Genomic DNA, 14,941 nt, shown 5'->3' with positions numbered 1-14,941 from the left:
CCCAAACGAGAGCCTTTCATGAGCCACCACAGCATCGACGCCGACATCAAGGTCAAATGGGCGGAGGGCCAGAGCGCCTACAGCCCCAGCACGCCAGAAGAGCTGGTATTGATCGCCCTGGACCTGCTGGTGCGCGACCTGGGCAGTGAGGCGGCGCGCAGCTTCATCGACCAGGTGTTCGAGCGCTATGCACCGCACGCCGCTATGGCAATCGAGCCAGGCGCGCGCTGAGCAGGTCGAAAAAGCCCTGGGCATCGCCCTCGCCCACCCACATTACATTGGCCGGCTGCTTGAGCACGCCGTACCAGTCGGCGACGGTCTGGCCGAAGCTCGGGCCCTCGCGGCTGTCGACACTCATGTGGATGCGCCGTCCGCTGAACAGCTCAGGCTTGAGCAGATAAGCAATGACGCTGGCGTCATGCACCGGGCCGCCGGGCATGCCGTACAGGTCCATGTCGTGCTTGATGTACGCATTGAGAATGTCTACCACACGCTTGCTGGCCTGGTTGTTCATGGCTGCCAGCTGCTTGAGTCGGGCGTCGCTGGTGAGCAGCTTGTGGGTGACGTCCAGCGGCAGGTAGGTCAGTGGCACGCCGCTGGCCAGCACCACCTCGGCGGCGTGCGGGTCGGCGTAGAGGTTGAATTCTGCCACCGGGGTGATGTTGCCGCCGTTGAAATGGGCGCCGCCCATTACCACCACTTCCTTGATGCCTTTGGCGATGTCCGGGCGCTGGATCAGTGCCAGGGCCAGATTGGTCTGCGGGCCGAGCATGGCCACGGTGATGCTGTGGGGTTCGGCAGCGCCGAGGGTGTCGACCAGGTACTGCACGGCATTGCCTGGGGCCTGGGGCTGTTTCGGTTCATGCACCGGGACACCGGTCAGGCCCTCTTCGCCATGCACCTGGGCAGCGTAGATCGGCGCGCGCAGCAACGGGCGCCCTGCCCCGGCATACACTGGGATGTCTTCACGGCCGGCCCACTCGCGGGCCAGGCGTGCGTTGCGCGACGTTTTGTCGAGCCGCACGTTGCCAGCGACAGTGGTGATAGCGCGAATGTTGAGCTCGTCCGGCGAAGCCATGGCTAGGAACAGCGCGACCACATCATCGGCGCCCGGGTCGGTGTCGATGATCAGGTCGCGAGGTGCGGCCTGGAGCGTGGTGGTGGCAGCTGCGGCCATGAGGGCGAGTCCTTGTAGCAGGGGTTTGAGCATGGGGCACTCCTGTTGCCTTGTGGTGAAACGGTTGGGGCCGCTTTGCGGCCCATCGCCGGCAAGCCGGCTTCCACCTGGAATTGCGCGGTCGCGGTGGGAGCTAGAAGGTAACCCCGGCGATAAGGGCGATGTTGCTGTAGGGCTGGCACTCGCCGGTACGCACCACGGCGCGGGCGCTGCGCGACAACCCTTTGAATTGCTCATGGCTCAGCCACTCACGCTTGCCGAGCTTGCCGCGCAGGCGCTCGATCTCGACCAGGCCGGGCGGCACGACCTTCTGCATCTCTTCGGCCAGCACATGGCGCTCCACCTGCATCTCGCTGAGCACGGCGCGCAGCACGCTGGCGAAATCGGGAATGCCCGGTGTCAAGGCCAGGTCGATCAGCTCGACCCCAGGCGGCACGGGCAACCCGGCATCGCCGATCACCAGGATGTCGCCATGGCCCAGCCCGGCAATGGTGCGTGACAGGGCAATATTGAGCAGCGCGGTCTTTTTCATGGGGCCAGCTCCGCCAGGGTCGGGATCGAGGGCTGTGCCCCGGCGCGAGTGACGGACAGCGCCGCAGCGCGCTGGCCAAGGGTGATCGCATCGTCCTCCCCCAGGCCACGCACCAGCGCGGCTGCAAAACCGCCGACAAAGGTGTCGCCCGCTGCCGTGGTATCCAGCGCTTTGACCTGCGGCGCAGGGAAGTGCCGGCTGCCGTCACGGCTGACGAACAACGCGCCCTGCGCGCCGAGAGTGACGATGACCTTGCCGGCCCCCATCTGCAGCAGGCGTTCGCCGGCACGGCGGGCGCTGGCTAGGTCGTCCACTGGCGCGCCGGTCAGTGCCTCGGCCTCGCTTTCGTTGGGGATGAGGTAATCGATATGGGCCAGCCACTGGGCGGGCAACGGGCCGGTCGCCGGGGCGGGGTTGAGCATCACCGTCTTACCCAGCTCACGCCCCCTGGCCAGGGCCCAGGCCACCGTGTCGGCAGGCACTTCGAGCTGGCAGATGATCACCTCGGCAGCCTGCAGCAGTGCGTCGAACCGCTGCACGCTTGCCGGCGTCAGTTGGCCGTTGCCGCCGGGGATGATGACAATGCTGTTCTGGCTGGCGGCATCCACGGTAATCAGCGCAACGCCACTGGAGACGCCCGGGCACGCGCTGACTGCCTGGCAGTCGATGCCTTCCACTTCCAGGGCCTGGCGCAACTGCTGGCCGTAGGCGTCATCGCCGACGTTACCGACCATCGCCACGCTCGCGCCCAGGCGGGCTGCGGCCACCGCCTGATTGGCGCCCTTGCCGCCCGGTACGGTGAAAAAGCTTTCGCCGGCCACTGTTTCACCTGCACGTGGCAGCCGCTCGGTGCGGGCTACCAGGTCCATGTTGAGGCTACCGACCACCACTACCTTGGCACTCATGAACATTCCTTAGCGGTAATCATTGAACAGGTCCGGGCGCGGCCCGGTGGACTCACGCAGCACGATGCGCGGGGCGACGATGCGTTGCTCTGCGCCTTCGCGCCGCGGTGCGGCGATACGCGACAGCAGCAGCGCCGCTGCACTTTCACCGAGCTCACGGATCGACTGGCCGACGGTGGTCAGCGGCGGGTACACATAGCGACTGAGCTCGATGTCGTCGAAGCCGATTACCGACAGCTCGCCCGGCACGCTGATATTGCGCTCGGCAGCCGCACGCAGCACGCCAAAGCCGATCATGTCGTTGCCGGCGAAAATGGCTGTGGGCCGCTGGCCATCGAGCAGTTGCGCGGCCGCCGCATGGCCACCGGGGCTGGTGAAGTCGCACTGCAGGATGTGCGCACCGTGCACGGCCACCTGCGCCTCGGCCATGGCACGGTGAAAGCCGGCCAGGCGCAGTTGGCTGACGCCGGTCGCGGCCGGCCCGCCGATATAGGCGATGTCGCGGTGGCCAAGCTCCAGCAGGTGCTGGGTGGCCAGGTACGCGCCCTGCTCGTGGTCGATGCGCACCAGGTCGGCGTCGACGCCTTCCAGCGCGCGGTCGACGATGACCATCGGGGTACGCACGCAGGCCAGGCTCTGCAGCAGGTCACTGTCCTCGCCCACCGAAGCCACTACCAGGCCATCAATGCGCTTTTCCAGCAGCACGCGCAGGTAGCTGCGCTGCTTCTGTGGGTTGTCATCGGAGTTGCAAAGGATCACGCAATAGCCGTTGCGCTCGCAGGCATCTTCAATGCCGCGCGCCAGCTCGGCGAAATATGGGTTGACGCTGTTGGGCACCAGCAGCCCGATGGTGGCCGTGGTGCGCGCCTTGAGCGAGCGCGCCACGGCGCTGGGCACGTAGTCGAGCTCGACGATGGCCGCTTCGACCTTCAGCCGCACCTGTTCGCTGACCGGGCGGGTCTTGTTCAGTACATGGGACACCGTGGTGTAGGAAATACCCGCGAGTGCCGCGACGTCTTTGATGGTTGCCATGTTTTCAGTTCCGCCGGCCTGCACGCCGGCTACGGTAGGTGTCGAGCACCACGGCGATGACGATGACCGCCCCGGTGATGATGCGTTTGGTGGGTTCTGAAGCGCCGATCTGTGCAAGGCCTGCGGCCAGCACCGAGATGATCAGCACGCCGAAGAACGTGCTGATCACCGAGCCGCGCCCGCCCATCAGGCTGGTGCCGCCGATCACGACAGCGGCGATCACCTGCAGCTCCAGGCCGGCGCCGGCATTGGGGTCGGCGGCCTCCAGGCGGGAAATCTGGAACAGCGCGGCCAGCCCGGCCAGCAGGCCCATCAGGGCGAACACCAGCACCTTGTAGGGGCGCGGGTCGATGCCGGCCAGGCGCACGGCCTCTTCGTTGGTGCCGATGCCGATCAGGTGGCGGCCGAACACGGTCCGGGTCAGCACCAGCTGGGCCAGGATGATCACCAGCAAGGCAATGATGAAGGCCGGCGAGATACCGTAGGCGATGGGGTTGGAGAACCAGGCGTAGGCATCGCCGATGTAGGCGGTGCGTGAGTCGGTGAACTGGTAGGCCAGGCCGCGGGCCATTTCCAGCACGCCGAGCGAGACGATGAACGAGGGTATGCGCCAGGCCACTGTGACCGCGCCGGTGACGCTGCCGGCCAGCGCGGCGACGGCCATGCCGAGCAAGGCGGCCGACAGCACGCTCCAACCCCAGCCGAGGATGGCCACGCTGACGGCCGATGCCGCCAGCGCCAACACCGAGCCCACAGACAGGTCGATACCGCCGATGATCAGCACGAAGGTCATGCCCACCGCCAGCACCATCAGGTCAGGGATCTGGTTGGCCAGGGTGCTGAAGGTGGCGTATGACCAGAAGTGGCTGCTGAGCAACGAGAACAGCACGATCATCGCCAGCAAGGCGCCCGCCAGGCCCAGGTAGGTGCCGAGGCCGAAGTAGGTGCCGCTGCGGCGCACGGGGGCGCCGGCCTGTGTGTCGAGAGGTGTGGTTTTCATACATCCATCCTGGGCGCTGCGTCGTGCAGCAGGGCGTCACGTTTCTGGTAGCCGGCGAAAGCGGCGGCAAGGAGCTGGTCCTGGCTCCAGTGGTCGCGCTCGAAGGTGTCGATCAGGCGGCCGGCCGACAGCACTGCGATGCGGTCGCAGATCAGCATCAGCTCGCGCAGGTCGCTGGACACCACCACCAGGGCCTTGCCCTGGCGCGCCAGCTCGGCCAGCAAGCCATAGATATCGAACTTGGCCCCCACATCGATGCCGCGGGTGGGTTCATCGAACAGCAGCACCTGGCAGTCACGCTCCAGCCAGCGGCCGATCACCACCTTTTGCTGGTTGCCGCCGGACAGCTCGCCGACCACCTGGGCGGCATTGGCGCTGCGGATGCGCATGGCGGTGATCTGGCGTTCGGCCAGGGCCTTTTCGGCGTCGCCGTCGACCACCCCGGCGCGGGACAGCGCAGCGAGGTTGCCCAAAGCGATGTTGGCGCTGATCGATTGCGTCAGCAGCAGGCCTTCGCCTTTGCGGTCTTCAGTGATCAGGGCGATACCGGCCTCGACCGCTGCCTTGGGCGAGTCGATGGTCACCGCCTTGAGTGGCTGGCCGATTTCGATGCTGCCGCTGTCGGCGCGGTCGGCGCCGAAGATCAGCCGCAGCAACTCGGTGCGGCCGGCACCTATCAGCCCGGAGATGCCGAAGATCTCCCCTGCCCTGACCTGCAGCGACACGTCTCGCACCTTGTCGCCGCGGCACAGCCGGTCGACCTTGAGCAACGGCGCGCCGACCTGGCGGCGGCCCAGGTCGATGTGTTCGCCCAGCTCGCGGCCGACCATCAGGTTGACCAGCTCGGCACTGCTGTAGCGCTGGATCGGCTCGTCGCACACGAGTTTGCCGTCGCGCAGCACCACGATGCGCTGGGCCACGCGCTGGAGCTCCTCCAGGCGGTGCGAGATATAGACGATGGCCACGCCGCGCTGGCGCAGGCGCTCGATCTGGGTGAACAGCAGTTCCACCTCGCGGGCGGTGAGCATGGCGGTGGGTTCGTCGAAGATCAGCACATGGCAGTCGCCGATCAGGTTGCGTGCGATCTCCACCATCTGCTGGTGGCCGATGCCCAATTCGCCCACCGGGGTGTCCGGGTCGATGGCGTCCAGGCCGACCTGGGCCATGGCGGCCGTGGCCAACTGGCGCAGGCGCTTCTGGCTGATCCAGCCGAAGCGGCTGGGCAGGTTGTCGAGGAACAGGTTTTCGGCCACGGTCAGGGTCGGCAGCAGGTTGAGCTCCTGCATGACCATGCGCACGCCAAGACGCTCGGCGGCGCTGCGGCTGCCAGGTGCATAGGGCTGACCGCGGAAGGTCATGTGCCCGGTGGTGGGTGTTTCCAGCCCGCTGATGAGCTTGGACAGGGTGCTCTTGCCCGCGCCGTTCTCGCCGGTAAGGGCCAGCACCTCGCCGGCGCGCAGGGCCAGGCTGACGTCGCCCAGCACCGGTTGCGTGTAGCGCTTGCCCAGGCCGCTGGCAGCGAGCAGCACTTCATTGGCCGTTACAGGCATGGCCATGTCTCCTGGCCGTCAAGGCTTGGTGATGAGTTCGACCGGGGTCTGGATGACGTTGTCGGCGTCCACGTTCGGCTTCTGGCCTTTGAGCATCTGCAATGCCGCCTGGATGCCGTACACCGCCTGCTGGCTGGCCGCCTGATCGAGAGTGGCGAGTACGCGGCCGTCCTCGAGCATGGGCTTGATGGCGTTGATGTTGTCGTAGCCCACCACTTGCACCTTGCCGGTCTTGCCGGCCGCGCGCACGGCCGATACGGCGCCCAGGGCCATGCTGTCGTTACCGGCCAGCAGTGCTTTTAGGTCGGGATATTCATTGAGCATCGCGGCGGCGACGTTGTTGCCTTTGTCGATTTCCCAGTTGCCCGATTGCACCGAGACGATCTTCATCTGAGCTGCTTCCATGGCGTCCTTGAAGCCGGCGGTGCGCTGCTGGGCATTGGTGGTGGTCGCCACGCCTTCGATGATGCCGACCTGGTCACCGGCCTTGAGCTTCTCTTTGGCCAGGTAATCACCTACCAGGCGTGCGCCCTTGCGGTTGTCGGGGCCAACGAAGGGTACGCTGAGGTTCTTGCTCTTGAGTACGTCAGGGTCCAGGCGGTTGTCGATGTTGACCACGGTGATGCCGGCGTCCATGGCTTTCTTGATCACAGGCACCAAGGCTTTGGAGTCGGCCGGTGCGATTACCAGGGCGTTGGCGCCGGTGGCGATCATTTGCTCGACGATGCGGATCTGGTTGCTGGTGTCGGTCTCGTCCTTGATGCCATTGGCCACCAGGTCGAATTCGTTGGCGTGGTCTTTCTGGTAGGCCTTGGCGCCATCTTCCATGGTGCGGAAGAATTCGTTGGCCAGGGACTTCATCACCAGAGCGACCTTGGGTTTGTCTTCCGCATGGGCAGCGCCGAGCGGCAGGGCAAGCGACAGCGAGGAAATGACGGCGAGCGCCAGCAGACGACCGGGGAACGGCAGTTTCATGGGAGATGACTCCGAATCTTGTGGTTTTTATCGGATCGCAAACGTTTGCGTTGGCTAACTATGGAAACAGGACGAGGTTTTGTCAAATCCGTTTCGCTGGCGATGGCTGCGTTACTTATGCCGCAGATTATCTGGGATTTTTCCGATAAACCGAACAGCTTTTCCTATTTTTGTTCGGATTTCCGAACCAAGCGGCCCGCCTGCGGCGCCTGGGAGGGTAATCCCGGCCCACAGCCACCGCGGCGCGCAGCGAATTAAAGCGCCCAGACAAGGATGGTACGAAAACTGCCTTGCACCCTGTGCGACACAGCAAAATCTCACTTAGGAAGAGAGAACAATAATTATGAATGCTGCACTGAAGTCCTTCGCACCCAGCGCCCTGGCGCTGCTGCTGATTCTGCCAACCACCGCTTCGGCCAAAGAAGCCCAAACCCAGCAGCAGCTGGCCAACGTGGTCATCCTGGCCACCGGCGGCACCATTGCCGGCGCCGGCGCCAGCGCTGCCAACAGCGCCACGTACCAGGCGGCCAAGCTGGGCATCGACAAGTTGATCGCCGGCGTGCCAGAGCTTGCCGACATTGCCAACGTGCGCGGCGAGCAAGTGATGCAGATCGCCTCCGAAAGCATCAGCAATGACGACCTGCTCAAGTTGGGCAAACGCGTCGCCGAACTTGCCGAAAGCAAGGACGTGGACGGCATCGTCATCACCCACGGCACCGACACCCTGGAAGAGACCGCCTACTTCCTCAACCTGGTAGAAAAGACCGACAAGCCGATCGTGGTGGTGGGCTCCATGCGCCCGGGCACGGCCATGTCGGCCGATGGCATGCTCAACCTGTACAACGCCGTAGCCGTGGCCAGCGACAAGCAGTCCCGGGGCAAGGGTGTACTGGTGACCATGAACGACGAGATCCAGTCCGGCCGCGATGTGAGCAAGGCGGTCAACATCAAGACCGAAGCCTTCAAGAGCGCCTGGGGCCCGATGGGCATGGTGGTGGAAGGCAAATCGTACTGGTTCCGCCTGCCGGCCAAGCGTCACACCGTCAACTCGGAATTCGACATCAAGCAGATCAGCAGCCTGCCGCAGGTCGACATCGCCTACGGCTACGGCAACGTGACCGACACGGCCTACAAGGCATTGGCACAGAACGGCGCAAAAGCCCTGATTCATGCCGGAACCGGCAACGGGTCGGTGTCCTCGCGCGTGGTGCCGGCACTGCAGGAGCTACGCAAGGAGGGTGTGCAGATCATCCGCTCGTCGCACGTCAACCAGGGCGGTTTCGTGCTGCGCAACGCCGAGCAGCCGGATGACAAGAACGATTGGGTTGTAGCGCACGACCTTAACCCGCAGAAGGCGCGGATCCTGGCGATGGTGGCAATGACCAAGACCCAGGACAGCAAAGAGCTGCAGCGGATTTTCTGGGAATACTGATCGCGGTGTGACAGGGGCCGGCGGGGCTGGCTTAGCCAGCCCTTCAACCGGCTTCATTCCCCATGTATCGGCCACCCGCGGTCCTCCGCTTTTTACCTTACACGCAGTTGCGAAATACCCTACAGTGAAATACTGTATGCGCATACAGCAAAACAAGGAAAAGCCCCGTGGCCAGTACCGCCCCTGCAACGCCGAGCAGTTATGAACTGATGGGTACGCGCATCCAGAAGATCATCAACAGCCCCATCGCTCAACGTAGCCGCGCCGCCCTGATCTTCCGCCTGGAGCAGGAGTCGCCCGACGATTGGGAAACCCTGCTTGAGGAGATCGCCGAGAACGACAACGTCACCCTCGCCCACCGCGATGATGGCGGCGTGCAGATTTTCTGGACGGTGCCCAAGGACGACTGACTCGCACGGGCTTGGGCAATGCGAATCTGGGCCTAGGCCAGCGCCTGCAGGTAAGCGCTGGCCTGCTGATAACGGGCCAGCCGTCTCAGGTCGGCCGGGCCTGGGCGGGCGATGCGTGAAAGGTCGCTATTGTCGGCCAGGTCGGCCATTTTGACGGTACGCGCCAATGGGTCGCAGCCCAGGCGCACCACGAAGTCCTCGTAGCTTTCGCCATCACGCCGGCTCAAGGCCAGCAACGCGGCCAGGATCTTGAGCGTGAAACCCTCGCGGGCCAGGTCGGAAAGCGTAAGCGGCGTGTCTTCGATCACATCGTGAAGCACAGCGACGATGCGCTGCTCGGGCGTGGACACCCGCATCATCACCCGCAACGGGTGCAGGATATACGCCGCACCGCCTTTGTCGTATTGCCCTTCATGCGCCCTGGTGGCCACCAGGATGGCCCGCTCCAGTGTAGACATGAGGCCCTCCCCGCTTCAGCCGTCTCCCAGAACAAGCATAGACCGGTCGGGTTACAGATGACAGGCGTCTGTTCCGGCGCTTTCACAGGCGCAGACAAGGGGCTAATCGCCCCGGTACAGGCCAGGCAACTCGATGCATGGCAGCGGCTGGGCCAGTGCTCGCCGGCAAGCCGGCAGCCACCGAGGCCATGCTACGAAGGGCGCGGTACGCTGCTATCAGCGCTGCGCGCAGCGCTGCGCGCAGCGCTGCGCGCCGTGCTGGATGACAACCGAGTCCGTACCCAGCTTGGCCATGACCTCTGCCTTGCGTGCCTCGGCTTCCTCTTTGGTGGGGAACGGCCCCAGCAGCACCACCGGCTTGCCATTGCGGTATTCGACCGAGGATGGGATGCCCTTCTCGATCAGGCGGGCGGTCATGTCGCTCAATGCACCCATGTTGGCGCCCTGGATCACCTCGACATCCCAGCCTTGAGGCGCAGGCTGATCGGCAAGGGCCTCGGCGCGGCGCTGCAACTCAGCGCCCCCGCAGATTTCGCGAATACGCAGGTTGTTGCCATTGTCGTCGACGATGATGTCGTACTGGCCATCGTCACCCTTGATGGCGACGTAGCTGCGGTAAGCTTCGTACTGCCCGGCATCGTCCTTGCCACGCACCTGGCCGCAAATGGTGCCCTTGGTGTCGATCCGCACGTTGCCGAACTTGGCAGTGCTGGGGTTGTGCAGGTGCTCGGCCACCTGTTTGTGCACACCTTCAACCTCATTCTCACAGCCCACCAGGGCCAACACTGCCATTACCACTGCCAGTTTGCGCACGCGTGTATCTCCCGTTTCGAAGCGGCGAATTCTAGCATGGCGACCCCTGACCCGGACCGCGACCATACGTTACACCTTGCTACATACCGGCCATCTGCCAGAAACGCACAATGCAAAAAGGGCGATCCTTTCGGATCGCCCTTTCTGATGTTTGGTAGGCACAATTGGACTCGAACCAACGACCCCCACCATGTCAAGGTGGTGCTCTAACCAACTGAGCTATGTGCCTGTCGTGTGGTGCGCATATTAGTCACCGAATGCGTACCTGTAAAGCGTTTTTTTCAAAAAAATCAAAAACTTTCAGCAGCCTGCCGGCCTGGGTGACGCGGCCGCCTATAAAAGCGAGACACAAAAAAGGCGACCCTTTCGGATCGCCTTTTCTGATGTTTGGTAGGCACAATTGGACTCGAACCAACGACCCCCACCATGTCAAGGTGGTGCTCTAACCAACTGAGCTATGTGCCTGTCGTGTGGTGCGCATTCTACGCATTCCAAAACCGCTGTCAACACTTTTTTTTGCGCTAACCTACTGAATCTTAACCTCTTTATAGAGAAGCGCCGGCCATGGAGCAGTTAAGGATTTTCAACGGACGACTAGCGGGTGTTTATTATTATTGATAGCATCGGTACATTCGTTAAAAATATAAAACACGAGGTTTCTCGAGCATGGCCAATACCCCCTACCCCCAGTCCTACTACGCCGCCTCGGCCAACCCGGTGCCGCCACGTCCGCCGCTGCAGGGTGAGGTGGAAACCGATGTGTGCATCATCGGTGCAGGCTATACCGGCCTGTCCAGCGCCCTGTTCCTGCTGGAGAACGGCTTCAAGGTGAGCATCGTCGAAGCGGCGAAGGTCGGCTTCGGTGCGTCGGGCCGTAACGGCGGCCAGATCGTCAACAGCTACAGCCGTGACATTGACGTCATCGAGCGCACGGTCGGCCCCAAGCAGGCGCAACTGCTGGGCCACATGGCCTTCGAAGGCGCGCGCATCATCCGTGAACGCGTAGCCAAGTACAACATCCAGTGCGACCTGAAGGACGGTGGCGTGTTCGCTGCGCTGACGTCCAAACAGATGGGCCACCTGGAATCGCAAAAGCGCCTGTGGGAACGCTTTGGCCATAATCAGCTGGAGCTGATGGACCAGAAGCGCATCCGTGAAGTGGTCGCCTGCGACAGCTATATCGGCGGCATGCTGGACATGAGCGGCGGCCACATCCACCCGCTGAACCTGGCCTTGGGCGAAGCGGCCGCAGTGGAGTCACTGGGCGGCATCATTTATGAGCAGACCCCGGCCATCCGTATCGAGCGTGGCGCCAACCCGGTCGTGCACACCCCACAGGGCAAAGTGCGCGCCAAGTTCATCATCGTCGCCGGCAACGCCTACCTGGGCAACCTGGTGCCAGAACTGGCGGCCAAATCAATGCCTTGCGGTACTCAGGTGATCACCACCGAGCCCTTGGGCGAGGAACTGGCCCGCACCCTGCTGCCGCAGGACTACTGCGTCGAGGACTGCAACTACCTGCTCGACTACTACCGCCTGACCAGCGACAAGCGCCTGATCTTCGGCGGTGGCGTGGTCTACGGTGCACGCGACCCGGCCAACATCGAGGCGATCATCCGCCCGAAGATGCTCAAGGCCTTCCCGCAGCTCAAGAACGTCAAGATCGACTACGCCTGGACCGGCAACTTCCTGCTGACCCTGTCGCGTCTGCCACAGGTTGGCCGTATCGGCGACAACATCTATTACTCGCAGGGTTGCTCGGGCCACGGCGTCACCTACACCCACCTGGCGGGCAAGGTGCTGGCCGAGGCACTGCGTGGCCAGGCCGAGCGCTTCGACGCGTTCGCCGGCCTGCCGCACTACCCGTTCCCGGGCGGCCAGATGCTGCGGGTACCGTTCAGCGCCCTGGGAGCCTGGTACTACAGCCTGCGCGACCGCCTGGGCTTCTGATGCTGCTGCCATCACTGGCCTGATCGCCGGTTTAGCGAGGTCAGGCCAGGGTTGGTGGCTTACCTTTGCAGGCTGTCCACGGCTTGCTTGGCCGCCAGTTCCTGGCCCGCGCGGGCCAGTTCATCGGCAGCCTGCAGCCAGCGCTGCCGATCCACCTGAGCCGGCAGTTGCCGCGGCGGCTGAACCAGTATCGCCCAGCTCCCCTCTTGCGCCCACGCCGACTTGAAATCGTCGAAGGCCATCATCTGCCGCCGGTGCATCCCCGCACGCAGCAGCACCCGCTGCTTGTAACGATCAAAGCCAATCAGCACCGCATAGCGCGGCTCGCTCCACCACGCCGAACCTTCCTGAAAACGCACCAGCACCGGGTTGCCTGCAGCCACTTGGGTCAACAGAGCGTCCAGCTGTTTGTCCAGCGGGTACACGACCCTGCCGTAATCGCGCGCCACGCGGGGGATGCCGGTGCCCAGCGACTCGGCGCCCTGGGGCAGGTTCAGCGGCTTGTCCAGCAGCCCCGGGGTGATCGGCGCGCCCTGCTGCGAGAGCAACGCCGCCAGCGCCATGGCCCCACTGTGGTTGGCGTTGCCTCGGTAGAACGGCACGCTGCTGATCTCGACCCGCTGCGCAACGCCCTTGACGGCGGCCGGTTGCGTGCCGGCACAACCTGAGAGGCTGGCGGCCAGCAGGCAGGCCACCATTAGGCGGCGCGGCTCGAAAAACCGGGACTTGAAGGAAATTTGCACCATGGACACTCGCTTGTTCTGACGCCAGGCTGCCAACGCCCGGCCTTGGCCGACGATCATAGGATGCCCGTCGACGCGGGTATAGCCCGCTGTGGGCTTGGAACCAAACGAACCAAGCAATAGACCTTCGATAGATGGAACGTCACGCGGCGAGAGCTAGACTAATGCAGTATCTGGAGGGTGAGCCGAAAGCTGACCCAAGAGAAGGAGGTAGACATGAGCCTGACCATGGCAATCCTCATGCTGGTAGGTATGTGGCTTAGCGTCGCTGCCGCCATGCTCTGGGGTGTACTACGCATCGTGCGCCGTCATGCACAGCACCACCACCTGCCACCGCAGGTTCCGGCCAAGCAGCGGCAGATCAATCGGGCGCGCCGTCACGCACAGGCGCATTGATCTTTGCAATTACCCAGGCCCATCGCCGGCAAGCCAGCTTGTATGGACTGCCCTGCAAGCTGGATACTGATCCAGCCTTGGGGGGCAGCCCAGGCTTTGCACTGGCTCCAACCGCAGCGCAGTACCTGTAGGAGCCGGCTTGCCGGCGATGGGCTGCGCAGCAGCCCTGATCACGCTGACTGACGGCCATTGGTCTGCAGCCCTCTTATTTGCACGCAAGCCCCGCGGGGCCCTCAAGTCATGCCCCGCCCCTACACCACCTCTTCGAACGGCAACCCCACGTAGTTCTCGGCAATGTTCACCAGCCCAGCAGGCGAAGACAGGAAGTACTCACGGTCCGCCTCCTGCATCTTCTGCTCCCACGCATCCTTGTGTTCACCAAAGTCATGCAGCAACTGGGTCATGAACCAGCTGAAGCGCTCGCCTTTCCACACGCGGCGCAGGGCCAAGGGCGAGTACTGCTGCAGCAGGTCGGTACGCCCTTCGCGATAGACCTTGACCAGGATACGGTACAGATAATTCACGTCCGAAGCCGCCAGGTTGAGGCCCTTGGCCCCAGTGGGCGGGACGATATGGGCCGCGTCACCGACCAGGAACAGGTGCCCGTACTGCATCGGCTCGACCACCAGGCTGCGCAAGGGCGCAATGCTCTTTTCCAGCGCCGGGCCGGTAACCAGGCGCTCTGCCACGTCCTCGGGCAAGCGGGCCTTGAGTTCGGTCCAGAAACGCTCGTCGGACCAGTCCTCCACGCGTTCATCCAGCGGCACTTGCAGGTAGTAGCGGCTGCGGGTCTGCGAACGCTGACTGCACAGCGAAAAACCACGCGCGTGATGGGCGTAGATCAATTCGTGGTTCACGGGCGGCGTATCGGACAGCATCCCCAGCCAACCGAACGGATACACGCACTCATAGTGCTTGAGCACACCTTCGGGGATGCTTTGGCGCGACACACCGTGGAAGCCGTCGCAGCCGGCGATGTAATCGCAGTCCAGGCGGTGGGTCTGGCCGTCCTTCTCGTAGGTTACGTAGGGCCGTTCGCCCTTGAGTTCGTGGGGCCGCACATTGCTGGCCGAATAGATGATTGGCGCACCACTCGCCTCGCGCGCTTGCATCAAGTCCCGCGTCACCTCGGTCTGGCCATAGACCATGACCGTCTTGCCTCCGGTCAGGCCCTTGAGGTCCAGCCGTTGCCGGCGGCCCCCGACAAGCAACTCGACACCCTCGTGCACCAAGCCTTCACGGTCCATGCGCTCGGCAACACCTGCCTCACGCAGCAGGTCGACAGTCCCTTGCTCGAGCACGCCGGCACGGATGCGGCCAAGTACATAGTCAGGTGTCTGCCGCTCAAGAATGACCGTGTCGATCCCAGCCTTGTACAGCAGTTGACCCAGCAGTAGGCCAGACGGACCTGCACCGATGATTGCAACCTGAGTTTTCATTGTTGTTCTCTCGTGTTATTAGATTTCTACTTGCATTTTTACGGGCTGCACAGGTGGATTAGCTGTGCTATCCGATGGGAAAACTGCACTTTTTTAAAAAGCGTTCGATTAACGGACAGGTCAGTTCTT

At 63.6% G+C, this 14,941-nt stretch carries 16 protein-coding genes and 2 tRNA genes; 5 read left to right on the top strand and 13 right to left on the bottom strand.

Going from position 1 to position 14,941, the window contains the following annotated elements; genetic code table 11:
• Positions 1-18: 18 nt before the first annotated feature.
• On the top strand, positions 19-231 hold the full coding sequence (locus ABRP30_RS09795) for a hypothetical protein (protein ID WP_241806485.1): 213 nt from the start codon (positions 19-21) through the stop codon (positions 229-231).
• Here the strand turns inward: ABRP30_RS09795 and ABRP30_RS09790 are convergent.
• The 7 genes from ABRP30_RS09790 to ABRP30_RS09760 all read right to left on the bottom strand — a co-directional run bounded on the left by ABRP30_RS09790 (position 203) and on the right by ABRP30_RS09760 (position 7,171).
• Positions 203-1,210: a nucleoside hydrolase gene (locus ABRP30_RS09790; RefSeq protein WP_349974445.1), complete on the bottom strand. Its 1,008-nt coding sequence runs from the start codon at positions 1,208-1,210 to the stop codon at positions 203-205. The genes ABRP30_RS09795 and ABRP30_RS09790 overlap by 29 nt on opposite strands.
• Positions 1,211-1,310: 100 nt before the next feature.
• A complete protein-coding gene (rbsD, locus tag ABRP30_RS09785; RefSeq protein WP_241806487.1) occupies positions 1,311-1,709 on the bottom strand; it encodes a D-ribose pyranase in 399 nt (132 codons plus the stop codon).
• Positions 1,706-2,614, bottom strand: coding sequence for a ribokinase (gene rbsK, locus ABRP30_RS09780; protein WP_349974447.1), 909 nt, complete (start codon positions 2,612-2,614; stop codon positions 1,706-1,708). Before rbsK ends, rbsD begins: the two co-directional genes overlap by 4 nt.
• A 9-nt stretch (positions 2,615-2,623) precedes the next feature.
• Positions 2,624-3,646, bottom strand: a complete 1,023-nt coding sequence (locus ABRP30_RS09775; RefSeq protein WP_267822782.1) for a LacI family DNA-binding transcriptional regulator — start codon at positions 3,644-3,646, stop codon at positions 2,624-2,626.
• Positions 3,647-3,650: 4 nt separating this feature from the next.
• Entirely contained in the window at positions 3,651-4,646 is a 996-nt protein-coding gene (locus ABRP30_RS09770) for an ABC transporter permease (RefSeq protein ID WP_349974448.1), read from the bottom strand.
• Entirely contained in the window at positions 4,643-6,196 is a 1,554-nt protein-coding gene (locus ABRP30_RS09765; RefSeq protein ID WP_349974449.1) for a sugar ABC transporter ATP-binding protein, read from the bottom strand. Before ABRP30_RS09765 ends, ABRP30_RS09770 begins: the two co-directional genes overlap by 4 nt.
• Positions 6,197-6,214: 18 nt before the next feature.
• A complete protein-coding gene (locus ABRP30_RS09760; RefSeq protein WP_349974450.1) occupies positions 6,215-7,171 on the bottom strand; it encodes a sugar ABC transporter substrate-binding protein in 957 nt (318 codons plus the stop codon).
• 343 nt (positions 7,172-7,514) lie between these two features.
• Between ABRP30_RS09760 and ABRP30_RS09755 the strand changes: the two genes are divergently transcribed.
• Positions 7,515-8,603 carry an asparaginase gene (locus ABRP30_RS09755; RefSeq protein WP_241806493.1) on the top strand — a complete coding sequence of 363 codons (1,089 nt, stop codon included), beginning with the start codon at positions 7,515-7,517 and terminating at the stop codon, positions 8,601-8,603.
• A 167-nt stretch (positions 8,604-8,770) separates the two neighbouring features.
• Positions 8,771-9,013 carry a DUF1654 domain-containing protein gene (locus ABRP30_RS09750; RefSeq protein ID WP_241806494.1) on the top strand — a complete coding sequence of 81 codons (243 nt, stop codon included), beginning with the start codon at positions 8,771-8,773 and terminating at the stop codon, positions 9,011-9,013.
• 32 nt (positions 9,014-9,045) lie between these two features.
• Here the strand turns inward: ABRP30_RS09750 and ABRP30_RS09745 are convergent, their stop codons facing one another.
• From ABRP30_RS09745 to ABRP30_RS09730, 4 genes are all read right to left on the bottom strand, one after another.
• The gene (locus tag ABRP30_RS09745; protein ID WP_241806495.1) at positions 9,046-9,471 is read right to left on the bottom strand and encodes a GTP pyrophosphokinase; all 426 of its coding nucleotides are present in this window, start codon (positions 9,469-9,471) and stop codon (positions 9,046-9,048) included.
• Positions 9,472-9,687: 216 nt separating this feature from the next.
• Complete coding sequence (locus ABRP30_RS09740) at positions 9,688-10,284, bottom strand: SPOR domain-containing protein (protein ID WP_349974451.1); 597 nt, start codon at positions 10,282-10,284, stop codon at positions 9,688-9,690.
• Between the two features lie 152 nt (positions 10,285-10,436).
• Positions 10,437-10,513, bottom strand: a tRNA-Val gene (locus tag ABRP30_RS09735).
• A gap of 159 nt (positions 10,514-10,672) precedes the next feature.
• A tRNA-Val gene (locus tag ABRP30_RS09730) sits at positions 10,673-10,749 on the bottom strand.
• 201 nt (positions 10,750-10,950) lie between these two features.
• Here ABRP30_RS09730 and ABRP30_RS09725 point away from each other — a divergent pair.
• A complete protein-coding gene (locus ABRP30_RS09725) occupies positions 10,951-12,234 on the top strand; it encodes an FAD-binding oxidoreductase (protein ID WP_267822771.1) in 1,284 nt (427 codons plus the stop codon).
• Between the two features lie 59 nt (positions 12,235-12,293).
• Here ABRP30_RS09725 and ABRP30_RS09720 read toward each other — a convergent pair whose 3' ends face one another.
• Complete coding sequence (locus tag ABRP30_RS09720; RefSeq protein WP_349974452.1) at positions 12,294-13,037, bottom strand: peptidase C39 family protein; 744 nt, start codon at positions 13,035-13,037, stop codon at positions 12,294-12,296.
• A 156-nt stretch (positions 13,038-13,193) separates the two neighbouring features.
• Between ABRP30_RS09720 and ABRP30_RS09715 the strand changes: the two genes are divergently transcribed.
• Positions 13,194-13,373 (top strand): hypothetical protein, encoded by a 180-nt coding sequence (locus ABRP30_RS09715; RefSeq protein WP_349974453.1) that lies wholly within the window; start codon positions 13,194-13,196, stop codon positions 13,371-13,373.
• Between the two features lie 251 nt (positions 13,374-13,624).
• Here ABRP30_RS09715 and pobA read toward each other — a convergent pair whose 3' ends face one another.
• A complete protein-coding gene (gene pobA, locus ABRP30_RS09710) occupies positions 13,625-14,812 on the bottom strand; it encodes a 4-hydroxybenzoate 3-monooxygenase (protein WP_267822768.1) in 1,188 nt (395 codons plus the stop codon).
• Between the last annotated feature and the right edge of the window lie 129 nt (positions 14,813-14,941).

This window comes from Pseudomonas sp. WHRI 8519, assembly GCF_040224055.2.
GTDB classification, from domain to species: Bacteria; Pseudomonadota; Gammaproteobacteria; order Pseudomonadales; family Pseudomonadaceae; genus Aquipseudomonas; species Aquipseudomonas putida_X.
The sequence above is the reverse complement of the archived record's forward strand: the minus strand, read 5'-3'. Positions and strand labels throughout refer to the sequence as shown.